This window comes from Mesocryomonas lacus, from assembly GCF_055730105.2.
In genome coordinates this window covers 495,641-516,695 of record NZ_JBUZWF020000002.1, presented here as the reverse complement: position 1 = coordinate 516,695, position 21,055 = coordinate 495,641, and the positions used below count along the sequence as shown (strand labels likewise).

Sequence of the window (21,055 nt, the reverse complement as noted above, 5' to 3'; positions counted from 1 at the left end):
GGAATGCTCGGACGGCTGAGCTGGCTGGCGCGTCTTGCCGCGCAGCGGTCAGACGTCGTCGTCGCCATCTTCATGATGCTGTCGGTGGTGATGATGGTCATCCCGCTGCCGACGGCGATGGTCGACGTGCTGATCGCCATCAACATCGCCCTCAGCCTGCTGACGCTGATCGTCGCCTTCTACGTCAGCCATCCCGTCGAATTCTCCGCCTTGCCGCCGATCATCCTTCTCGGCACGCTGTTTCGCCTGGCGCTGTCGATCACCACGACGCGGCTGATCCTCTTGCATGCCGATGCCGGCCAGATCGTCGCGACCTTCGGCGACTTCGTCATCGGCGGCGAGGTCGTGGTCGGTCTGGTGATCTTCCTGATCATCACCACGGCGCAGTTCATCGTGATCACCAAGGGCGCCGAGCGCGTCGCCGAGGTCGCCGCCCGCTTCACGCTGGACGCCATGCCGGGCAAGCAGATGAGCATCGACAACGACCTGCGCAATGGCGACATCGAGCAGGCCGAGGCGAGACGCCGCCGCTCGCGGCTGGAGCGCGAAAGCCAGCTCTACGGCGCCATGGACGGCGCCATGAAGTTCGTGAAGGGCGATGCCATCGCCGGCCTCGTCATCGTCTTCGTCAACCTGATCGGCGGCTTGCTGATCGGCATCATGCAGCGCGGCATGACCTTCGCCGACGCTGCCCACACCTATTCGCTGCTCACCGTCGGCGACGGACTGATCGCCCAGATCCCGGCCCTCCTGATCGCCATCGCCGCCGGCACGGTGGTGACGCGCGTCGCCTCCGACGTCGAGGGCGATCTCGGCAGCGAGATCGTGCGCCAACTTGGCGCCAACGAGAAGGCGCTGGCGCTGGCGGCGGTGATCCTCTTCATGACCGGCTTCGTTCCCGGCTTCCCGATGCTGGTGTTCTTTGCGCTCGCCGCCATTCTCGGCGGCTTCGCCTGGCGCATGCACCGCAGCAAGATGCGCACGCGGCTGCCCGTGACGGCTCTGGTCCCGGCAACTTCGACTGCGGCCGAAGACGAGATCGAGGCGGAGACCGTCATTCTCTCGGGCGGACAGACCCGCCACCGGGTCATCGCCTTTGTCGGCGCCGGCCTGTTCGAGGCGATCCCCGCCGAGCGTTTCCGCGCCGAGGCGGACCATGCCCGGCAAGCGCTGAATGCCGATCTCGGCGTAGAAGTGCCGGCCGTGGAGATGCGGCTCGACCGGGCGATGGCGCCCGACCGGTTCCGCATCGACCTCGAGGGCGTGCCGGTGATGGAGGGCGAACTGCCGGCCGGCGGCCTGATGCTGTACGACGACCCGATGCATCTGGAGCTGCTGCAGATCCCGTTCCGCAACGGCCCGCCTTTGCTCCGACGTCGCCGCTCGGTCTGGATCGACGGCGAGCATGCGGGAGCGATGCGGGAGGCCGGCATCGGCTATGTCGACACCGCGGGCACGCTCGGCGAATGCTGCGGGCAGACGCTGCGCCGCTACGCCGCGCATTTCGTCGGCATCCAGGAAACCCGCGAACTCCTGACGGAGATGGAAGGCGACTACGCCGAGCTGGTCAAGGAAGCCGTGCGCGTCGTCCCGCTGCAAAAGCTCTCCGACATCCTCCGGCGGCTGGTGGAGGAGGACGTCCCCGTCCGCAACCTGCGCGCGGTGCTGGAGGCGCTGGTCGAATGGGCGCCGCGCGAGGGCGACACCACGGTGCTCACCGAAAGGGTGCGCGCTTCGCTCGGGCGCCAGATCTGCCACCGCTATGCCGAGATGAACCGGGTGCTGACCGCCTATGTGCTGGCGCGAAGCACCGAGGATCTGGTGCGCGGCGCGATGAAGCAGACCGGGGTCGGCTTGCTCCTGGCGCTCCCGGAGGACGCCTCGCGCTCGATCATCACACAGCTCCGGCGGGAGATCGATGCCGCCGGACCGGAGGCGTCCCCGACCGTCGTCGTGTCGATGGAGATCCGCCGCGTGCTGCGCAACCTTCTGATCCGCAACGACATCGATATCCCCGTTCTCTCCTACCAGGAGATCGCACCGGAATTCAGCGTGCAGGCCCTCGCCTCGATCAGCCTGCCGACCGACGGCAACAGCCGCCGGCAGCGGCCGATTGGACAGAACCGTACCCCCGACCGAGAAGCGACGCCGCTCGTCGAAAAGACAGCTTGAGCCAAGCTGGCGGGTGTCGGTGGTGCTCGGCCGGTCCACCAAGAATCATCGGACAACTCCGCGCCATCGGCGTGACGGCAGCCGGGACATTTCCAGCATGAATCAATACCGCTTCCAGTGGACCGCCCTTCGGGTGGCGGTCCTGTGCTTTGCCATTGCCCTCATGCCACAGGCGGCGACGGCAGAAGGCATGAAGGTCGACGGCAAGGCGGGCGAGGCCGTCATGCTGCCGGCTGGCCAGGGCCGCATCCTGCGCTTCGACCAGCCGGTGGAATCGGTCTTCGTCGCCGATGCGAAGGTCGCCGACGTCCGCGTCGTCTCGCCCGGCGTCGTCTATGTCTACGGGCTAAAAATCGGCCGCACCAATCTCGTGGCGCTGAGCCCGGACGAGACCACCCGCGGCACGGTGGACTTCTGGGTCGTCGCCGATCCGCGGCCGGTGCAGGAGAGCCAGAAGGCGCTGCAGCCCAACAGCACCATCGATATCGCCCTGTTCGGCGACCGCCCGGTCGCCAAGGGCCAGGTCGCCAACGTCCAGGAGGCCGTCGACACCGCAGCGGTCCTCGACACCTACGCCACCCCGAGCGTTCCGGCGATCAACAACACGACGATTGCCGGCTCGAGCCAGGTCAACATCCGCGTGCGCTTTGCCGAGGTGTCGCGCAACCAGCTGATGCGCTACGGGATCAGCTGGGACGCCTTCGTCAACGCCGGCTCGTTCTCCTTCGGTTTCGTCAGCGGCGGCGCGCTCGCGGCAGAAGCGGCAGGCGGCGGCTCGAACGCCATCAGCGGCGGCTTGTCCTCCGGCGGCAGCAGCGTCGACGTCCTCCTCGAGGCGCTGCAGGCGAACGGCATCCTCACCATTCTGGCCGAGCCCAACATCACCGCTTTGACCGGCCAGACCGCAAGCTTCCTCGCCGGCGGTGAAATTCCGATACCGGTGCCGGTCAGCGGCGATCAGATCGGCATCGAGTACAAGCAGTTCGGCGTGTCGCTGCTGTTCACGCCGACGGTGCTGCCGAACGAGCGGATCTCGATGCGGGTCCGGCCGGAGGTCAGCAGCCTGTCGGCCGCCGGCATGGTCAGCATCGCCAACATGTCGATCCCCTCGCTGCAGGTGCGCCGTGCCGACACGACGGTGGAGGTCGGCAGCGGCCAGACCTTCGCCATCGCTGGCCTCTTCCAGCGCAACGCCTCGCAGGACGTCGAGAAGCTGCCGGTGCTCGGCGACATGCCGGTGATCGGCAATCTGTTCAAGTCGAAGCGCTTCCAGCGCAACGAGACCGAACTGGTGATCCTCATCACCCCCTATCTCGTCGAGCCGGTGGCGGCGCGCAGCCTAAAGACGCCGCTCGACAGCCCGAAAGGCGCCCTGTCGGGTCCGACCGCCAGCAACCGCATGAAGACCAATACCGGCTTCGGCTTCTATGTCGATTGATCCCAAAGGAATGTCCGTGATGGCCTGGTACCGTTCGCTGTGCGCCGTCGCCCTCGTCTTGGCCGTCTCGGCGTGCGAGACGCCGCAGCGTGATCCGCTGCCCTATTCGCCGAACTATACGCGGCTCGATGACGGCAATGGCCGCAGCCGCGTGGTGCGCAAGGGCTATGACGTCAGCGCCGCGGCAGAGGGCGGCGCTCTGGTGCCGGACGCCTGCATCACCCCGGACGTTGCGGAACAGCCGATGTTCCTGCCGCCGGGCTGCGCCAACAACTTGAACCTGCAGATGATGGTGGAACGCGAGAGCGATCTGCTGCACGGCCGCCGCAGCGGCCCGGCGATGGCAGCGCCGGTGGCGCGGGCGGCCCGGCGGGTGATCGACGGCGCGCCGACAACCGGCGGCGCGAAGGTACCCGAAGGGCTCGACACCCGCGGATCGACCGATTGATGTCGGTGCCGGCGGCGCGCTCAGGCGGCGGCGAGGAGGCCGATGGCGCGGGCGCGGTCCGCCGGCGCCTTGATCTTGCGCACCTTGCCGGCATCGGCGAGGAACTTGCGCTTCTCCGCCTCCGGATAATCCGGCACGGCGACGGCGGCAGCATCGGCATCGCGGCCGGCCAGCGTCATCACCAGCATCAGATTGCGGAAATGCCGCGCCTCGGCGCGCGGCGAGGCCGTGACCTGGCGCATGCCGGCGATCGCCTCGTCGTTGCGGCCGGCCAGAACCTCGGCGAGCGCGAGGTTCGACCGGGTGTCGAGATTGCCGGGATCGAGGCTCGACGCTGCGCTGAAGGCCTTGAAGGCGCCGTTGCCGTCACCCGTGAGCACGAGCGCCGTGCCCAGCCGGTTATAGGCCGACGGCGTCTTCACCAAGGGGCTCGCGACGGCGAGCGTGCGCGCCGCGCTTTCCACCTGGCCGGCGCGCAGCTGTGCCGTGCCGAGGCCGAGGAGGGCCGCCGGGTTCTGCGCCTCGGCGTCGAGAGCACCGCGGAAGGCGCTCGCCGCCGAATCCGGTTCGCCCGCCGCGAGCCGGGCATTACCGAGCCGGACATTGGCGGCGGGAACGTTCGAGGAGACCTTCACCGCCCGCTCGTAGAGCGCCAGCGCCGTCTTGCGGTCGCCGCGCCGCTCGACGTCGGCCGCCAGCCGGACGAGCCGCGCCTCCTCACCGCTCGGCGCCTTGCCGGCGGCTGTCTGGTGCGACGCGGTGGTGCAGCCGGCAGCGCCGGCGCTGACGAGGAGAAGCAAAGACAAAGTGCGGAGGTTCATCGCGTCGTTCTCCCGTGGCGCCCGCTGTTCCTAGTCGGTCGGGCCAGGGCTGACAACGCAAAGCGCCGGTTGGCGGGGCATTCGGCAGGGCTCGTGTTGCGGCAAAACCTCCTTTCCCCCAGGTCTTTGGCGCGGATAGCCGCATGAGCCAGACGAGCGAAGAGAAAAGCCTTCCGGCCTCCGACAAGAAGCTCCGCGACGCCCGCAAGAAAGGCCAGGTCTCGAAGAGCCAGGACCTTGTCTCGGGCGTCGTCATCCTCGCCTCAACGATCTTCCTCGCCATGGTCGGCGGCGACGTGAAGGACAAGGTCGCGGCGCTGATCGGCTTGGTCTCGCGGATCTACGAGGACCCGTTCGCCGAGGTCTGGCCGAGGGTCGTGGCGATCGGCTTGAAGATCCTCGTCGACCTCAGCGTGCCCATGCTGCTGGTCAGCGTCGCCGCCATCATCCTCACCAATATCGGCGCGATGCGCGGCCTGGTGTTTTCGGTCGAGCCGATCACCCCGAACCCCGAGCACATCAGTCCGATCGCCGGCTTCAAGCGGATCTTCTCGATGCGCGGCGTCGTCGAGTTCTTCAAAGCGCTGTTCAAGATCGTCGCGCTCGGCGCTGCCTTCGTCCTCGTGTTCCGCGTCGGCCTGCAAGCCTTGATGCAATCCTCGGCCTGCGGCCCTTCCTGCATCTCCGGTAGCTTCTTCTCCATCTTGCAGCCGCTGGTGATCACCGCCGTGGTGGGCTTCCTCATTGTCGGCATCGTCGACGTGCTCTTGCAGAACTGGCTGTTCGGCCGCGACATGAAGATGACCAAGACCGAGCGCAAGCGCGAGACCCGCGATACCGACGGCGACCCGATGGTGCGACAGCAGCGCCAGCGCCAGCGCCGCGAGATGCAGGCGCTCGCGACCAAGACCGGCCTGATGCAGGCTTCGCTGCTGATCGGCACGCCCGAGGGCTGGACCGTCGGCATCCGCTATGTCCGCGGCGAGACGCCGGTGCCGATGCTGGTCTGCCGCGCCATGCCGGACCAGGCGCGCACGATGATCACCGAGGCGCTGCTTGCCGGCATTCCGGTGGTGCGCGACGATGGGCTGGCGACCGCCATCTCGCGCGCGGCCCGCACCGGCGAGCCCGTGCCGGAAGCCTGCTTCCAGCCAGTCGCCGATCTGCTCGTCGCCGCAAGGCTGATCTGATGCGCCGCCTTTCGTCCTTTTCCTCCCCTTCCCCAGGACCGTCGATGCCGTCTTCCTCCGCCCTCCGCCGGCCGGCCCGCCGCTGTCGCCTTGCCCGCCCGCTGGCGGCGACGCTCGGTCTGCTCCTCTTTCTGCCGGCACCGATGGCCGTGGCGCAAACAGTCCGCGTTGGGGCGGACATCGCGGCGCCCGCGCTGACCGAAGATGGCGGCGTCGCCGTGGGAGATGGCTATGTCGGCTTTCTCCTCCATCCCGGCCGCAGCAATAGAGCTGCCGCGGGCGATCGTGCGCCGGAAATGCCGGCATCCTCGGTGTCCGGCGTGTCGTCGCGGCAGCGCGTGGCCTACGATACCCGCGAGCCGGCGGGAACGGTGCTAATCGACACCGCCGCGCGCCGTCTTTATTTCGTCGAGGGCGGCGGTTGGGCGCAGTCCTATGCCGTTGGCGTCGGACGCGAAGGCTTCGGCTGGCGCGGAACGGAGAAGGTCAGCGCCAAGCGGCCATGGCCGGAATGGCGCCCGCCGGCGGACATGCTGGCCCGCCGTCCCGACTTGCCGCCGCACATGGCGGGCGGCCCGGCCAATCCGCTCGGCGCCCGAGCGCTGTATCTCGGAAGCACCCTCTATCGCATTCACGGCTCCAACGAGCCGGAATCGGTCGGACAGGCCAGCTCTTCCGGCTGCTTCCGCATGACCAATACCGACGTCATCGATCTCTATGCGAGGGTCGGGATCGGCGCGAAGGTCGTCGTCTTCTGACGAGAGAGGAAGGTATTCGACCGGCCGCCGCACGGTGGCGGCGGCACAGCGGGGGTGCCGCTCGGATCGGGGGAACGGCCAGTCCTGAGCGCTCAGCACCCCGGCGTCACCCGCGGCTTTCGCGGACACCATGCGGTCTGCGAGGTGAACCGACTTCCTCGCCTGGAAGACGCAGTGGCCGCGGGCCGGCTGCAGCCAGCCGGCCATGATGTCACAGGCGCGCTTCTGCGTCCTTCCGGACGGCGAGCCCCTTAGTTCTGCGGGCGCTGCTTGGTGGCGTCGATTTCGGTCTTCTTGCCCGTGGTGACTTCCGTGATCTCCGCCGAGGCCGAGATGGCGCGGTCGAAGGCGTCGGTCATGGCCGCCATCGCCTCGACCGAGCTGTTCTGCAGGCCGCCGCCAGCCGCCCATTCGAAGTTCCAGACACCGGAGAGGCCGTCCTTGCCGGCAACGTCGTGGGTTTCGATCGCGGTGAAGACGTCGCTGTGACGGGTCATGTAGGACGCCGCCGCGGAGACATCGGACGGGACGTTGCCGCTGGCGTTGGCGAGCCGCGTCAACTCGCCCGCGTTGATCGCGGATTTGCCGCTCTGCTTCATGTAGTCGACCAGAATCTGGCTGGACTTCGCCGCGTTCAGATTTTGCTCGAACGCCGAAGCGGCGGCGTTCCGGGGAGAGGTCGTCGCAACGGCAGCTGGCGGCGTGATCGACATGGGGCTCTTTCTTCCTGTGCAAAGACACGCAACGATTTATCAACCAATCGCGTGACGTCCGTGTGAAGTGGCTGCCCCCAGCAAACGGGTCTTCCGTCAGCCAGCTGATGTTTTATTCTCCGCTTTAGCATTTCGACCAGACCTTGCATTTGTTCTCGCTGTCGGACCACATCCGGTACTGCGAATTGCTGGTCGCGCCGATGCCGAAGCGGGTATCCTTGGTGGAGCGCTGCTTGTCCTGAGCGAGGAAGACCTTTCGCGCTTCCGTCCAACGGCCGAGCCGGTGGTTGGCCCAGCCGCGCAGGAGTTCGGCGCCATATTCCTTGCCGTTGCGGGCCTCTCGCTGGTCGAGCGCTTGCAGGGTGCCCTGGAAGTCGCCCTCTTTGTAGAGGCGGTTGGCCTCCGCCATCAGCGGGTCGCCGGTCCCGCTGCGTTCCTTGCCGCCGCCGCGACCGCTCGCGGCGGAAGACCGTCCATTCTTCGCCGAGGATGCCGTTCGCGAGGCTTGCCTGACGGCGTCCTTGAACTCGGCGACGGCCGGGAAGTCCGCCGCGTACGCTGCCTTGATCTTCTTCAGTTCGCTTGGCTGCTTCAGCCGCGTCGCGACGACGGCAAGGCCGATCACGGCTTCCTGCGTCGGTTTCCAGTCGACCGAGCGCTGGAACCATTCCCGGGCGCCTTGATAGTCCTTGGCATAGACGAGATGCCAGCCGAGCGACTGTGCCCCCAGCGGCGACTGCAGGTCCTCGACGACCCTCTCGAAGCGTTCCACCGCCGCGTCCGGCATCTTCTTCGCGCCGTCGTCGGCCGTCAGGTCGTCGGCCACCATCTCGACGTAGATCTTAGCGATCTCGGGCGAGTTTCTGTAGTTCTCTGCCGCGATGTCCTGCGCCTCAGCAACATGGTCGCCATTGCGCAGCGCCAAGATGTAGCCTTCGGTCAGCTTGGCGTCGCCACCTGCCGCCATGCCGGCCTGGAACCACTCCGCCGCCCGCTGCCAGTTCTCCTGCCCGAAGAAGTACCAGCCGATCAGTCCCATGTCGGACGCCGAGCGGGAGCGGCGGACGTAGTCGGCATAGGCCTGCAGTTCCTCGGTGGGCGGAAGCTGCGCCGTCTTGCCGGAGCTGATCTCCCCCATGCGCTGGCGCAGGCTGTCGAAGCGCAGGCTGTCGAACTCGCCTTGGCCGTTCGGCAGAACCCGCGAATAGGACAGGAGCGCGGTGACGCCTTCCGCCGGCAGCAAGGCGCTGGCCTTCTGGAACGTGGCGAGGCGCTCCGGCGCGCCGTCGCAATTGGCCAGAACATAGGCGTAGAGATCGTAGGCGCGGGCCATGTCGGACATCCGCGCGAAGCTTTCGCCGACGGTCCAGAGAACGTCGATGCTGCTGCAGACGAGAAGGCTTGGACGCGACTGCGCCACCGCGATCGCCCCCGCCCAGTCGCCGGCGGCGGCAGCGCGCGCCACCGCCTGACGGGCCTTGCCATCCGCGAGCTTCTGCGCGAGGTCGTCGGTCGGCGCCCAACCAGGCTTTTCCATCTTGATCCGCTCGATCTCGGCCTCGATCGCAGCAAACTCGCCCTTGGCGAACAGCGCCCATAAGGGCTGCTCGTCGGCGCCGCCGCGCGGGGCGAAGAGATCGCTCGGCGGGGCCCAGTTCGGGTAGAGGGTCTTCAGCCGCCGGATTTCCGCCCCGACCCGAACGAGATCGCGCTGCGCGGCGTAATAGCGAAGCGCGGTATCGTCGGCATCATTGGCCGAGGCGGCGGCGGGAGCGTCCCCGGCGCCGCCGCTGGTGGCGGGCGTTGTCGCCGCGCGGACCGGAGCGAAGGGGTTGGCCATGGGCGTTGCGGCGGCCGGCGGGGGCGCGGTGCCGATGGCAAAGCCCTTCGCCACGGGGACCGGTGCCGGCGCGATGGCGACGGGCGTTGGGAGACCAGGGCTCGGCGCAGCCCCGAGGCTGGGTGCCGGCAAGAAGGCGGCGGCGCCGGGCGCCGGCGCGGCGCCGAAAGCCAGCGCCGCGGCATCGGACTGCGCGGCCGGCGCGGCGACGGCGACGGGCGGCAGCGGCGGCGCGCTGAAGGGATCCGACAGGGCGAGCCCCGCGATCTGGCTGTTGCTCCCGGCCTGCTGCGCCGTGGCGACCGAGACGCCGATGGCGGCGACCGAGACGCCGATGGCGGCGATCGAGGCGAGAAGAAGCGTCTTCCTCACAAACATTGCGGATACCTTTCCGAAAGCGCCATCAGGCTCAGGATATGGAGAGTGCTGGGGTAGTAGCTGGTCGGCACGAAGGCCGCGGCGGCCGCCGCATGCGCCTGGCGCTTCAGGCTGCAGGCCATCAGGTCGGCGATGGCGAGATAGCCGGGTCCAACCATCGGGTTGACGGTCTCGCCATTGGCGACGTCGACGACGCGCGGGGCGATCGTGCCGGTCGCCGTCCAGGCGTCGGCGAAGGGCATCAGCAAGGCGTCGTCAACGCGTGAAGTCCAGGCAAGGTAGAGCGGCACGCGCACCGCGTTGTAGGCATACTGGGCGGGGAAGTTCTTCGCCGGCGCCGCGGTGCCGCCGCCAAGCGCGATCCAGTCGCTCGGCAAGGCCGCCGGTCCGAAACGGGCGGCTTTCGTGAGGGCGAGGCCGCTCTCCAGGAGTTTGGCCTTCGCGAGTTTCGGCGAGATGGCGCTGAGTTCTTCGATCGCCGGAAACACCCAATAGGACAGATTGACCACCGGGCCGTCCGGCTGCGCGGCCGCGTCGAAGCCTGCCACGGCCGGCAAAAGGATCTTGCTGTAGCGGCTGTCGATGACCGCGAGGTCGACGACATCGTCGACGATCGAGCGGGCCTCGCGCCGAAAGGCGCTGACGCCCCACCGTTCCGAGGCGCGCAGCAGCGCCCAGGCGATCAGAAGGTCGCCGTCCGTCGCGTCGTTCCTGTCGGTGACATGCGGAGAGGCGTTGGGATCCCAGCGCCAGGCGGCCAGCGCGTCGTCGCGCACCAAGAGCTCCGTCTCGGTCCACTTCCAGATCCGGTCGAACGACGGGCGGTCGCCTGCGGCCGCGGCGAAGAGAAGTCCGTAGCCTTGTCCCTCGCTGTGGCTGATCATGCCATTGTCGTCGTCGGTGATGCGGCCCTCCTCGGTGACGAACTTGGCGCGGTAGAGCTCCCAGGAGCCGACGACATAGTCCTCCGGCTGCACCGCCAGCGGTGCGTCGTTCGCCGATGCCGGCCCTCCAAGGACCAGAAGCACGGTCGCCATTGCCGCAATCAACGCCCTCACCGGCGCTTCTCGCCGATGTTGCGCAGGAACAGGTTGGTGGTCAGCCCGAGCGCCAGGCACGCGAGCAGCAGCGCCACGATGTAGCTTTCGGAATGGCGCGAGAACCAGCCGGCGATGACGAGGCGACCATTGGCGAGCGAGGTCGCCTGGGTCTCGAACAGCTCTTCGTCGCGGGCGGCAACGCTCGTCATGACCTTGCCTTCGCCGCTCATGCTGGTCACGGCGCCGGCCAGCCGATCCCAGCGGCCCGTGGACGTCAGCAAGCCGACATCCTCCGACAGGGTCGCCGCATCCCGGGCCGCGACGACCGTCCAGGCGGCACCCCGCTGCTCTGGCGCCGATCCCTGGGCGACCACCAGCGACGTGTCCGCGGCCGGCTGGAAGAAGTTTGCGGGATCGACGGTGTCGGAGCCCCGGTTCTGCTGGAAGCCGATCAAGTCGAAGAAGCCGTCGGCCGCAGCCGACCCCATCGACATCAGCGTGTCGGCGAGGCCTTCGCTACCGGAGGAGGCCGGGAGGAAACGATCGAATTTGGTCTCGTCGGAGGGCGCAGGGGAGGCCCCGCGCGCCGCCGGCTCATCGGCGCCGCCCTTGAACAGGAGCTTCCAGCCGTTGCCGGTCTCCGCTGCATCCGCGGGAGAAACAAGAAGGCCATCGCGCGCAGCCTTCCTTTCGAGGCCGGCGGGCGCCAGGCGAACGGTCTGCAGCAATTCCCGCGGCAGGCCGGCAAAGGTACCGAAAGCTACGAGATTGCCGGTCGCCTCGCGCGGCATCGCGGTGAGGACATGCGTGTCGAAGGTCTTGCCGGACGAAGCGGAGAGCTTGGCGGTGAAGGTCGCCGCGGTGCCAAGGCTCTTCGGCGAGAGGTCCTCGACGAGCAGCGACAGATCGGGCGATCCGTTGCTGCCGCCCATCGCCATCGCGGCGAGATCCGGGGTGTGGCCGACCCGCGCGAGCACGGGCAAGGTCAGCGCGGAGGTGCCGGAGACGAACAGCCGTGTCGGCGGGTTCGCCTGCGCAGCCGGGTCGCAGGCGGCATCGCTTTCGTTCGAGACGATTGCTTCAAACGTCAGGACGTTGCTGCCCGGCTGCAGGGCGCTAAGCGGCAGCCGCATCTTCTGTCGATCGATGAGGCCGCGCTTGCTCGAGCTCAGCGGAATAGTGGAGATGACGCGGTCATTGGCCCGGATCACCAGCTGCGCATGCCGGTCGAGACCGGCGGCATAGCTCGCATCCAGCGTCAGGCTGCCCTCGGCATAATCGGCCGGGTAGAAATCCGCCGGGAGCCGGAAGCGCACGCTGTCGCGGAAGAACCGGCCGGCGAACTGCCGGTCGGCAAGGCCGAGATCGTGCAGTGTCACCACCTCCCCGCCCGTGAGCAGCCGTCCGCCGGCATCGCGCAGGGCCTGCAGGCCTTCGGGCGTGCCGACCGGCGCGTGGCTTTGCGAGGCGGCCGCAAGACCTGCGACGCCCCGGTCGATCTCGTCCGGGCTGGTGCCGGTGACGATCAGGCGGGGGGGGCCCCCGGCGGCCCCCGGCTCGAAGCTGACGGCCGGAATGGTGGTGTTGCCGACAGGGCGGTTGGCGTCGATGCCGACCTCGACAGCGAGCGCCGCGCCGTCGGCGCTTGTCCCGAAATCGACCGAGGGGTGGCGGAAGCCGCCGAGCAGCACGGCCGACTGGACCGCCGACAAGGTCCGCTCGATATCCTTCGACGTCGCACCTTCCGGCAGCACGCCGTGGATCCGCGTGACGCCGTCGGTATCGAGCCGAGCGAGGGCGGGAAGGTCCTCGATCGCCGAGACCGGCCCGATGTCGCCGTCGAACAGGAAGCCGCTCTGCGCCGGGTCGATCGCCGTCCAAAGCTCATAGGTGCCGGCGATGGAGCAGTCGACGCGGTGATGCTGATCGACGACGATGCGGACCTGGTTGAAGCCGGGCTGCAAGGTGCCGGGCGAGAGGTCGGCCGTCAGGCTGCGGACGCCGCCGAGCCCCAGGCGGGTCTCGGCCACCAGGCGGTCGTTGACGAAGACCTGCAGCGACGAGGACTCCGGCATGATCGACACCGTGCTCTGGTACGACAGAGAGATCTTCGACGCTTTCGTGGTCTCGCCGGGCCGCACGAAGACCGCAAACTGGCGCGTCGCATTCTCGCCGGTGATCATCAGCTGTTCTGCACTGCTGGACAGCGTCGCCAGCCGTCCGGTCGAAACCGGCGCGGCGGGGGTGACGGCAGCTGGCCCCGCGATAGCGAACGGGGCGCCGGCCTCTGCGTCCGAGAGGGCCACCGCTGTCAGGGCGACGAGCGACAGACCGGCCAGGCTCTTGCTCAAGTACGAAGAATAACGGGACATCTCACTCTCCAAGGTCAGGCAAGCGGCGTGGCGAGCGGGTTCTTGCCCGGCTCCAGCTTTTCAGGCGCGACGGGATCGGCGTCCTGCGCCGGGACATCGCGGTCGAAGATCAGGTGATGGGTGGCGACCAGCGGGTAGAGAAGGCTCCATTTCAGCAAGCCGAGTGTTCCCGCGATGATGCCTTGCCGCCGCTGGCGGGCCGAGCGCTGCGCCCGGACCGCGCCGATGTCGGCCAGCATCAGTTCGGCGATGATCGGATAGTGCTCGGCTTGCGCATCGAAGCGCAGGCCGATGACGCCGTCGCCGGCATTGTCCTGGACCGTCACCGGAATGCTGCCAAAGACGCCGCCGTCGCGCGCCGACAGCACCATCAGGCTTTGCTGCGAGCCGCCGAAGGGGACCGCCAGTCCGGGCGCTGCGACGACTTTGGCACCGCCGAGCGAGATGTCGTCGACGAGGACCGGCGTCTCGATGCCGTCGATCACCAGCACGGCGTCGCGCAGGCAGACGAGGCGGGGCGACGTCCGGCGCTCGCGGCGTTCCGTGACGACACCGAGTGCGGCGGCGGCGACGAAGAGGTTCAAGACGTTCCAGGCGCCGACCACGAGCAGCAGGCCGCCAACCTGTGGCTCCGTGTTGTAGCGGTAGACGGTGACGCCGAGCGCGAAGAGCAGCACGCCGACGATCGCGAAATAGGGCCAGGCAAGCTCGGAGAGCCGCGTTTCCTGCAGCGTCTCACCCTTGGCCGTCACGGTGAAGGTCGGGCGGCGCGGGTTGATCAGCACGCTGATGATCGCCCGGAACAGGTAGACCGACTGGACGTACTCGTAGACCTCGGACACCCAGGGCCAGCGCACCTGTCCGAAGAGGTAGTTGCGCAGGATCTCGCCGATGACGAGGTAGGTGATGGTGTAGGCGACGAACTCTTCGACCGAGGCGTCGTAGATCTTGAGGTTGAAGAGGATGAACAGGAGCGGCGCCGCCATGAACACCATGCGCATGAACGGGAAGAACCAGAACAGCGCGCTGGAGAGGTAGCAGATGCGCTGCGGCAGGCTGAGACCCTTGCGCAGCAGCGGGTTTTTCAAGAGCAGGATCTGGATCATGCCGCGACACCAGCGGGAGCGCTGGCCGATGAAGCTGGAGAAGGTATCGAGCTGCAGGCCGGAGATCATCGGGCGGTTGACGTAAAGGCTCTTCCAGCCGCGCGAATGCAGGTCGAGCGCGGTCTCGCAGTCCTCGGTGATCGAGACGCCGGAGAAGCCCCCGACCTCTTCCAGCGCGGCACGGCGCAGCACCGCCGCCGAACCGCAGAAGAAGGCGGCGTTCCACTTGTCCAGGCCCTTCTGGATGGTGCCGTAGAACATCTCGTTCTCCGACGGCATCCGGTCGAACGTGCCGAGGTTGCGCTCGAGCGGATCGGGGTTGGAGAAGAAGTGCGGCGTCTGGACGAGGAAGAGCTTGGCCTCGTCGACGAAGTAGCCGACGGTCTCGCGCAGGAATTCGCGGGCCGGCGCATGGTCGGCGTCGAACACGACGACGAGGTCGCCGCTGGTGCCCGACAGCCCGCTGTTGAGGTTGCCGGCCTTGGCGCGCAAGTTGGCGGCGCGGGTTCGATAGTGGACGCCGAGTTGGCGGCAGAGCTCGGTCAGCTCGGCACGGCGGCGGTGGGCGGCACCCGACACCGCCGGATCGCGCGAATTGCGCTTCTGGTCGGTGCCGCCATCGTCGAGCAGATAGACGTTGAATTTGTCCGCCGGATAATCCAGCGCCTTGGCGGAGGCGAGCGTCAGCGACAGGATGTCGGCGCCCTCGTTATAGGAAGGAACGAAGATGTCGACGGTCGGCAGCTCGTCGTCGCGCAACTGCCGGGCGCGCGGCCGCTCGATCGGATCGGCGATGACGAAGAGGCTCATCGCCAGCATCAGCAGGCAGTACATCTCCGCGACGTAGAGGAGCACCGCCGGGACGAAGTAGAGCAGGTGGTCCGGCGACGGCAAGGTCGACGTCGTTCGCCAGTAGGCATAGCGCAGGATGACCGCGGTTGCCGTCGCCAGGAAGACATAGCGCCAGGGCCCGCGCAGCCGGAGGAGATAGATCGTCAGACAGATGGCAATAGCGGAAAGCGCGATGCCGAGCTGCGCCTGGACACTGACCGGCTGCGTGATCAGCAACAGGCCGACGAGGGCCGAAGCAAGCCATAGAATTCCGAGCAGCACGACGCGCATGTCATCCACCTCATCAAGATTGCAGCTTTTTCCCGCGGCCTCGAAAGGTCCGTTCGGTATCTGGCTACTGAGCATCTTGGATCGCTATCAGGCAAATGAAAACGCGCTACCTTTCTCCCAAATTTGGCGGAAGGTTAATGTATTAAGGTCATTCAAATTTTAATTCTTGTCTTTTGTCAGCTTAAGAACATGTGTTTTGATATGGGAAGCTTTGTATTTTTAATCGGGATTTCGATTGATAGAGAACTTGCCGTTATATATTTACTCCCACCTGGCGAAACCATCGACCAATACACCTTCTCGTTAGTGCGGAAACAGCAGAAGCCGATACTGCGCGGATGGATACGGAAGCGGAGACGGGAGGCGGCTTGTCGATCAGAGGACCAAGCCCGATGTCTTCTGGTCGCCGCCCTGCCGCGCCGCCGGGCCTGCGCCGACGCCGCAGCAGGCCGGCCTCCGGCGCCATCTGGCCGGCGGCAGGCCAGTTCGCGCGCTTCGCCGAAAGGGCCGGCTCCCTTCCTCCCCGATGCGCGGATCGGCGCTCGCCCCTTGCTCTCTCCGTCCGCGCGACGCACAAGCAGGGAGCACCGAGTATGGCCTGTGAACCGCCCATGATCTCATCCTCCCTGGCTCGGCGTATCGATCTCGTCACGCTGCAGCTCTTCGTGACGGTCTGCGAGGAGGAGCACCTGACGCGGGCCGCCGAGCGGGCCGGCATCGCGCCGTCGGCGCTTTCCAAGCGCGTGGCGGAGCTCGAGGCGACGCTCGGGAGCGAACTCTTCCAGCGCCATGCCCGCGGCATGACGGTGACGGCGTCGGGCGAGACCTTGCTGCACCATGCGCGCTCGATCCTGCGCTCGGTCGACAAGATGGCGGCAGAACTTGCCGACCATGCACAAGGCCTTCTCGGCCATGTCCGCATCCTCGCCAACATCTCGTCGATCGTGCAGTTTCTGCCCGAGGACCTCTCCGACTTCTACCAAGCGAACGGGCGCGTGCGCATCGAGCTGGAAGAGCGCACCAGCTACGCCGTGGTGAAGGGCATCGAGGAGGGCGTGGGCGACATCGGCCTCTGCGTCTCCACCGTCGACAGCCGCGACCTGGTGGCGGCTCCCTACCGGCGCGATCGGCTGGTGCTGGCCGTCCGGCGCGACCATCCGCTCGCCGGCCGCGCCCGCGTCGGCTTTCTCGAGACGCTCGACTACGAGCACATCGGCTTGCACCAGGACAGCGCGATCTACCGCCGCTCGGCGGTCGAGGCGGCGCATGCCGGGCGGGACGTGAAGCTGCGCATCCACGTGCCCGGCTTCGACGCCGTCCTGCGCATGGTGGAGAGCGGCCTCGGCGTCGGGCTCATTCCGGACCGGGCCTTCGCTGTGGTGGCCCGGGGCATGGACCTCGTGGCAATCCCGCTGTCCGACCCCTGGACGTCGCGCGAGCTGAAGCTCGTCTCGCGCGATCCCGCCGGCCTGCCGGAGGCGACACGCCTCCTGCGCGCGCACCTTATCCAGCGCGGCAGTTCGCAGGCCGCGAACGACGGTTGACCGGAGACGACTGGACCCCTCCCCCGCTCCGCGCGGAAGATGACGCTCACCATGCCGACCGGGTGCGACGGGAGAGAGCAGCCATGACCGCATCGAACCATGAGAGCACGCCGTCCACGGCGGCAACCGGCCCCCTTGCGGGGCTCAAAATCCTGGAGCTCGGCCATTTCGTCGCCGCCCCCTTCGCGACGCGGCTGCTGGCCGACCTCGGCGCCGACGTCATCAAGATCGAGCCGCCGGGTGGCGACCCGGTCCGGCAATGGGGCGAGCAAGCCAACGGCCAGTCGCCCTGGTGGTCGATGCACGCGCGCAACAAGCGGTGCATGTCGCTGGACCTCAAGCATCCCGGCGCGCGCAGCGTCGTCCTCCGGCTCGCAGGCAGCGCGGACGCGCTGGTCGAGAATTTTCGCCCGGGGCAGCTCGACCGGCTGGGCCTTGGCGAAGCGGTCCTGCGCGAAGCCCGCCCGAACCTCGTGATCGCCCGCATTTCCGGTTTCGGCCAGGACGGCCCCTATCGCGACCGCGCCTCCTTCGGGGTCATCGGCGAGGCGATGGGCGGGCTGCGCTACCTCACCAACCACCCGCCGGAGGAGACCGACCTGCCGCCGTCCCGCGTCGGCATCTCGATAGGCGACTCGATCGCCGGCCTCTATGCCGCTTTCGGTGTCATGGCCGCGCTCTGGCAGCGCGACCGCGCCGGCGGGGAGCCGGGCCCGTTCACGCTCGACGTCGCGCTGACCGAGGCGATGCTCTCGATGATGGAGGGCACGCTGCCCGAATACGGCGTGTTCGGCACGGTGCGCCAGCCGCAGGGGTCGCGGATCAAGACCGCGGCGCCGACCAACGCCTATCCGACCCGCGACGGCAAATGGCTGCTAATCGCGGCGAACTCGGACCCGCTGTTCCGGCGCTTCGCCCGGACGATCGGCCGCCCCGAACTCGCCGACGATCCGGACTTTGCCGGCAATCCCGGTCGCTTGCGGCATGTCGAGCGGCTCGACGGCATCATCGCGGACTGGTCGCGCGGCTTCGATGCCGCCGAGGCCGACCGGATCCTGCGCGAGGCCGACATTCCCTCGACACTCTGCTTCAATGCCGCCGAGATCGCCGGCGACGAGCAGTACCGCGCGCGCGGCATGGTGCGCGAGGTGGAGGACCCGCTGATCGGCAAGGTCCTGCAGGCCGGCATCGTGCCGCACGTTCCCGAGGCGCCCGGCACCGTGCGCTGGACCGGCCCGGCGATCGGCGCACATACCGACGAGGTGCTCGGCGAGGCCGGTTTCGGCGCCAGCGAGATCCAGGAACTGAGAGAGCAAGGCGTGGTGCGATGAACCTTCTCGACCGCAAGACCGACGTGGAGATCGTGGAAGTCGCGCCGCGCGACGGTTTCCAGCCGATCGGCCCGTTCATCGAGACCAGCGTGAAGGTCGACTTTGTCCGGCGCCTCAACGCGGCGGGCTTGCGCCGGATGGAGATCGGGTCCTTCGTCAGCGCTTCGGCCGTGCCGCAGATGGCGGACACGCCGGCGGTGCTCGGCGCGGTGCGCGGCACAGCAAGCCTCCTGCCACAGCTTCTGGTGCCGACCGAGCGGCGCGGCACGGATGCGCTCGCCGCCGGCGCGCCGATGATCGCCTACGTGCTGTCGGTTTCCGAAGCCCACAACCGCAACAATGTGCGGCGGTCGCCGACCGAGTCCGCGCAGGACTACGAGCGTCTCGCGGCCCGCGTGCCGCCCGAGGTGCCGCTGCGGCTCAGTCTTGCCACCGCCTTCGACTGCCCGTTCGACGGCCGCGTTGATCCGGCGGCGGTGCTGGCGCTTCTCGACCGGCTGGTGCCGGTGAGCCCGGATGCCGAGATCTGCCTCTGCGACACGACGGGACGCGCATCGCCGGACATGATGCGCCGCCTGTTCGGCGAGGCCATGGCCCGCTTTCCCGGCGTCCGGCACTGGGCCATGCATGGCCACGACACCTATGGGCTGGGCCTTGCCAACGTCTTTGCCGCCTATGAGGAAGGCGTGCGCGTCTTCGATGCCGCTGCCGGCGGGCTCGGCGGCTGTCCGTTCGCGCCGGGGGCGACGGGCAATGTCGCGACCGAAGATGTCGCCTGGATGTTCGAACGGATGGGCGTCTCGACGGGGGTCGATATCGAGGCCTTGCGTCGCGTTGCCGAGGACGCTGCCCGGCTGCCGGGCGCCCAGGCCGGCGGACGGGTGCGCGATGCGCTGCGCTGCGCTCGCGGCCCGAGGCCTGCGCCGCCTGAGCATTCTCCGGTGGGAAACGCGCGTTCCGCCCAAACGCATGTTCCTTAAGCCCGACGATCATCTAGGCTGAACATCTGACGACGTCGGGAGGACGGCGATGAATTATTTCTACGCGTCACGCGCCGGGAGGCCGTGGCATCTCGAAAAATTGCGGAGTTCGGCGGCATGCTAAGCACCGCCGACACGATACGCGTACGCTCGGCCGCAGCCGCGGCGCCAGGTCGGCCGCAGGCGATCGGCCTGTCGCAGGTCGAGATCGCGTTCAGGCTCGCCAATGGCAGCCGCTTCGAGGCGGTCGCTCCGACCGATCTCGAAGTGCGCGAAGGCGAGTTCGTCGCCGTCGTCGGCCCGACCGGCTGCGGTAAGTCCACGCTGCTCAACGCCGCGGCGGGCTTGCTAAAACCCTCCGCCGGCGCCGTGAAAATCTATGGGCAAGGCCTTTCCGGCCTCAACGGCGAGGCCGGCTATCTCTTCCAGCAGGACGCCCTGATGCCCTGGAAGACGGTGCTCGACAATGTGGCGATTCCGCTCGCCATCGCGGGGACCGCGAAGCGCGAGGCCGAGGAACGCGCGCGCGAATGGCTGGCCCGTGTCGGTCTTTCGGCCTTTGCGGACCGCTATCCGCATATGCTCTCGGGCGGACAGCGCAAGCGCGTCGGGCTTGCCCAGGTGCTGATCCGCAACCCGCGCATCCTCTTGATGGACGAGCCTTTCGGCCCCCTCGACGCGCAGACGCGCGTCATCATGGGCGGGCTGCTGCTCGACCTCTGGTCGGCGGAGCGCAAGGCGGTGATGTTCGTGACGCACGACCTCGAGGAAGCCATAGCGCTCTCCGACCGCGTCGTCATCATGTCGGCGGGTCCGCGGGCGCGCATCATCGGCGACTACGAGATCCCGATCAGCCGGCCGCGCGAGATCGCCGATGTGCGTCTCGACCCGCTCTTCCACGACATCCACCGCGAGATCTGGAACGCCTTGAAGGAAGAGGTCGTGAAGGGCTATCGCCAGACAAACGGACTGCCGGCATGACGAGGCCGATCCTTCTTCTGCTGCAGATCTCGGTGGGCGTGGCGGTGCTGCTGGTCTGGCACCTGTTCACGGCGACGAGCCTCTTCGGCAACCCTGCCGATGCCCGCTTTTTCTTTGCCACGCCGATCGACGTCGGCGTGCGCATCGTCGAGTGGTTCGTCTCCGGATCGATCTGGTATCACCTCGGCATCACGCTGGCGGAGTCGACGCTGGCCTTTGCCATCGGCTCGCTCGGCGGCGTCGCGATCGGCTTCTGGTTCGTCCGAAAGCCGCTCCTCGCGATGGTCTTCGACCCCTATGTGAAGGCAGCCAACGCCTTGCCGCGCGTGGTTCTCGCGCCGATCTTCGCGCTCTGGCTCGGTCTCGGGATCTGGTCGAAGGTCGCGCTCGGGGTCACCCTCGTCTTCTTCATCGTGTTCTTCAACGTCTACCAGGGCGTGAAGGAGGTGAACCAGACAGTGCTGTCGAACGCCCGCATGCTTGGCATGACGGAGCGCCAGCTGCTGCGCCACGTCTATCTGCCCTCCGCCCTGTCCTGGATGTTCTCGTCGCTGCACACGGCGGTCGGCTTTGCCATGGTCGGTGCGGTGGTCGGCGAGTATCTCGGCTCTTCGGCGGGCCTCGGCTACCTCATCCAGCAGGCCGAGGGCGTGTTCGACGTCACCGGCGTCTTTGCCGGCATGTTCGTGCTGATGGGCTTCGTGCTGGTGATCGATGCGCTTGTGACGGTGGTCGAGGACCGGCTGCTGGTCTGGCGCCCGCAGGCGCAGGTGTCGACCAGCTGAGCTATCGCCGTTCGATCCAGAACTAAAACATGGCCT

General features: G+C 67.8%; 16 protein-coding genes. 10 read left to right on the top strand and 6 right to left on the bottom strand.

Annotated features, from left to right (window positions below):
• Window positions 1–3 precede the first annotated feature (3 nt).
• From sctV to ACZLZQ_RS07450, 3 genes are all read left to right on the top strand, one after another.
• A complete protein-coding gene (gene sctV / locus ACZLZQ_RS07460) occupies window positions 4–2,172 on the top strand; it encodes a type III secretion system export apparatus subunit SctV (protein WP_472949214.1) in 2,169 nt (722 codons plus the stop codon).
• Window positions 2,173–2,269: 97 nt separating this feature from the next.
• A complete protein-coding gene (locus tag ACZLZQ_RS07455; protein WP_472933648.1) occupies window positions 2,270–3,610 on the top strand; it encodes a type II and III secretion system protein family protein in 1,341 nt (446 codons plus the stop codon).
• A 19-nt stretch (window positions 3,611–3,629) separates the two neighbouring features.
• On the top strand, window positions 3,630–4,058 hold the full coding sequence (locus tag ACZLZQ_RS07450; protein ID WP_472948808.1) for a hypothetical protein: 429 nt from the start codon (window positions 3,630–3,632) through the stop codon (window positions 4,056–4,058).
• 20 nt (window positions 4,059–4,078) lie between these two features.
• Here the strand turns inward: ACZLZQ_RS07450 and ACZLZQ_RS07445 are convergent, their stop codons facing one another.
• Complete coding sequence (locus tag ACZLZQ_RS07445) at window positions 4,079–4,879, bottom strand: tetratricopeptide repeat protein (protein WP_472948807.1); 801 nt, start codon at window positions 4,877–4,879, stop codon at window positions 4,079–4,081.
• A 143-nt stretch (window positions 4,880–5,022) separates the two neighbouring features.
• On the opposite strand from ACZLZQ_RS07445, the gene ACZLZQ_RS07440 reads away from it, so the two are divergent.
• Together ACZLZQ_RS07440 and ACZLZQ_RS07435 are read left to right on the top strand one after the other, a co-directional pair.
• Complete coding sequence (locus tag ACZLZQ_RS07440) at window positions 5,023–6,069, top strand: EscU/YscU/HrcU family type III secretion system export apparatus switch protein (RefSeq protein ID WP_472948806.1); 1,047 nt, start codon at window positions 5,023–5,025, stop codon at window positions 6,067–6,069.
• A gap of 44 nt (window positions 6,070–6,113) precedes the next feature.
• On the top strand, window positions 6,114–6,827 hold the full coding sequence (locus ACZLZQ_RS07435; RefSeq protein WP_472948805.1) for a L,D-transpeptidase: 714 nt from the start codon (window positions 6,114–6,116) through the stop codon (window positions 6,825–6,827).
• A 251-nt stretch (window positions 6,828–7,078) separates the two neighbouring features.
• Here the strand turns inward: ACZLZQ_RS07435 and ACZLZQ_RS07430 are convergent, their stop codons facing one another.
• The 5 genes from ACZLZQ_RS07430 to bcsA form a co-directional block, all read right to left on the bottom strand.
• Window positions 7,079–7,540: a hypothetical protein gene (locus ACZLZQ_RS07430; RefSeq protein WP_472933653.1), complete on the bottom strand. Its 462-nt coding sequence runs from the start codon at window positions 7,538–7,540 to the stop codon at window positions 7,079–7,081.
• A 124-nt stretch (window positions 7,541–7,664) separates the two neighbouring features.
• A complete protein-coding gene (locus tag ACZLZQ_RS07425; protein ID WP_472948804.1) occupies window positions 7,665–9,758 on the bottom strand; it encodes a tetratricopeptide repeat protein in 2,094 nt (697 codons plus the stop codon).
• The gene (locus tag ACZLZQ_RS07420; protein WP_472948803.1) at window positions 9,749–10,816 is read right to left on the bottom strand and encodes a family 8 glycosyl hydrolase; all 1,068 of its coding nucleotides are present in this window, start codon (window positions 10,814–10,816) and stop codon (window positions 9,749–9,751) included. Before ACZLZQ_RS07420 ends, ACZLZQ_RS07425 begins: the two co-directional genes overlap by 10 nt.
• The gene (locus tag ACZLZQ_RS07415) at window positions 10,813–13,170 is read right to left on the bottom strand and encodes a cellulose biosynthesis cyclic di-GMP-binding regulatory protein BcsB (RefSeq protein ID WP_472948802.1); all 2,358 of its coding nucleotides are present in this window, start codon (window positions 13,168–13,170) and stop codon (window positions 10,813–10,815) included. The genes ACZLZQ_RS07420 and ACZLZQ_RS07415 overlap by 4 nt, the downstream gene beginning before the upstream one ends.
• 14 nt (window positions 13,171–13,184) lie before the next feature.
• Complete coding sequence (bcsA, locus tag ACZLZQ_RS07410) at window positions 13,185–15,398, bottom strand: UDP-forming cellulose synthase catalytic subunit (protein ID WP_472948801.1); 2,214 nt, start codon at window positions 15,396–15,398, stop codon at window positions 13,185–13,187.
• 611 nt (window positions 15,399–16,009) lie between these two features.
• Between bcsA and ACZLZQ_RS07405 the strand changes: the two genes are divergently transcribed.
• The 5 genes from ACZLZQ_RS07405 to ACZLZQ_RS07385 all read left to right on the top strand — a co-directional run bounded on the left by ACZLZQ_RS07405 (window position 16,010) and on the right by ACZLZQ_RS07385 (window position 21,019).
• Window positions 16,010–16,942, top strand: a complete 933-nt coding sequence (locus ACZLZQ_RS07405) for a LysR family transcriptional regulator (protein ID WP_472948800.1) — start codon at window positions 16,010–16,012, stop codon at window positions 16,940–16,942.
• Window positions 16,943–17,025: 83 nt separating this feature from the next.
• A complete protein-coding gene (locus ACZLZQ_RS07400; RefSeq protein WP_472948799.1) occupies window positions 17,026–18,273 on the top strand; it encodes a CaiB/BaiF CoA transferase family protein in 1,248 nt (415 codons plus the stop codon).
• Window positions 18,270–19,253, top strand: coding sequence for a hydroxymethylglutaryl-CoA lyase (locus ACZLZQ_RS07395; protein WP_472948798.1), 984 nt, complete (start codon window positions 18,270–18,272; stop codon window positions 19,251–19,253). Before ACZLZQ_RS07400 ends, ACZLZQ_RS07395 begins: the two co-directional genes overlap by 4 nt.
• A 117-nt stretch (window positions 19,254–19,370) precedes the next feature.
• Complete coding sequence (locus ACZLZQ_RS07390; RefSeq protein WP_472948797.1) at window positions 19,371–20,234, top strand: ABC transporter ATP-binding protein; 864 nt, start codon at window positions 19,371–19,373, stop codon at window positions 20,232–20,234.
• Window positions 20,231–21,019 carry an ABC transporter permease gene (locus ACZLZQ_RS07385; protein ID WP_472948796.1) on the top strand — a complete coding sequence of 263 codons (789 nt, stop codon included), beginning with the start codon at window positions 20,231–20,233 and terminating at the stop codon, window positions 21,017–21,019. Before ACZLZQ_RS07390 ends, ACZLZQ_RS07385 begins: the two co-directional genes overlap by 4 nt.
• The last annotated feature ends 36 nt before the right edge of the window (window positions 21,020–21,055 follow it).

Bases quoted from the DNA above. Each gene is read 5' to 3' on its own strand.
- ACZLZQ_RS07390 (WP_472948797.1), top strand. From the start codon at position 19,371: ATGCTAAGCACCGCCGACACGATACGCGTACGCTCGGCCGCAGCCGCG.
- sctV (WP_472949214.1), top strand. From the start codon at position 4: ATGCTCGGACGGCTGAGCTGGCTGGCGCGTCTTGCCGCGCAGCGGTCA.
- ACZLZQ_RS07440 (WP_472948806.1), top strand. From the start codon at position 5,023: ATGAGCCAGACGAGCGAAGAGAAAAGCCTTCCGGCCTCCGACAAGAAG.
- ACZLZQ_RS07425 (WP_472948804.1), bottom strand. From the start codon at position 9,758: ATGTTTGTGAGGAAGACGCTTCTTCTCGCCTCGATCGCCGCCATCGGC.
- ACZLZQ_RS07385 (WP_472948796.1), top strand. From the start codon at position 20,231: ATGACGAGGCCGATCCTTCTTCTGCTGCAGATCTCGGTGGGCGTGGCG.
- ACZLZQ_RS07445 (WP_472948807.1), bottom strand. From the start codon at position 4,879: ATGAACCTCCGCACTTTGTCTTTGCTTCTCCTCGTCAGCGCCGGCGCT.
- ACZLZQ_RS07395 (WP_472948798.1), top strand. From the start codon at position 18,270: ATGAACCTTCTCGACCGCAAGACCGACGTGGAGATCGTGGAAGTCGCG.
- ACZLZQ_RS07455 (WP_472933648.1), top strand. From the start codon at position 2,270: ATGAATCAATACCGCTTCCAGTGGACCGCCCTTCGGGTGGCGGTCCTG.
- ACZLZQ_RS07450 (WP_472948808.1), top strand. From the start codon at position 3,630: ATGGCCTGGTACCGTTCGCTGTGCGCCGTCGCCCTCGTCTTGGCCGTC.
- ACZLZQ_RS07430 (WP_472933653.1), bottom strand. From the start codon at position 7,540: ATGTCGATCACGCCGCCAGCTGCCGTTGCGACGACCTCTCCCCGGAAC.
- ACZLZQ_RS07405 (WP_472948800.1), top strand. From the start codon at position 16,010: ATGATCTCATCCTCCCTGGCTCGGCGTATCGATCTCGTCACGCTGCAG.
- ACZLZQ_RS07400 (WP_472948799.1), top strand. From the start codon at position 17,026: ATGACCGCATCGAACCATGAGAGCACGCCGTCCACGGCGGCAACCGGC.
- bcsA (WP_472948801.1), bottom strand. From the start codon at position 15,398: ATGCGCGTCGTGCTGCTCGGAATTCTATGGCTTGCTTCGGCCCTCGTC.
- ACZLZQ_RS07435 (WP_472948805.1), top strand. From the start codon at position 6,114: ATGCCGTCTTCCTCCGCCCTCCGCCGGCCGGCCCGCCGCTGTCGCCTT.
- ACZLZQ_RS07415 (WP_472948802.1), bottom strand. From the start codon at position 13,170: ATGTCCCGTTATTCTTCGTACTTGAGCAAGAGCCTGGCCGGTCTGTCG.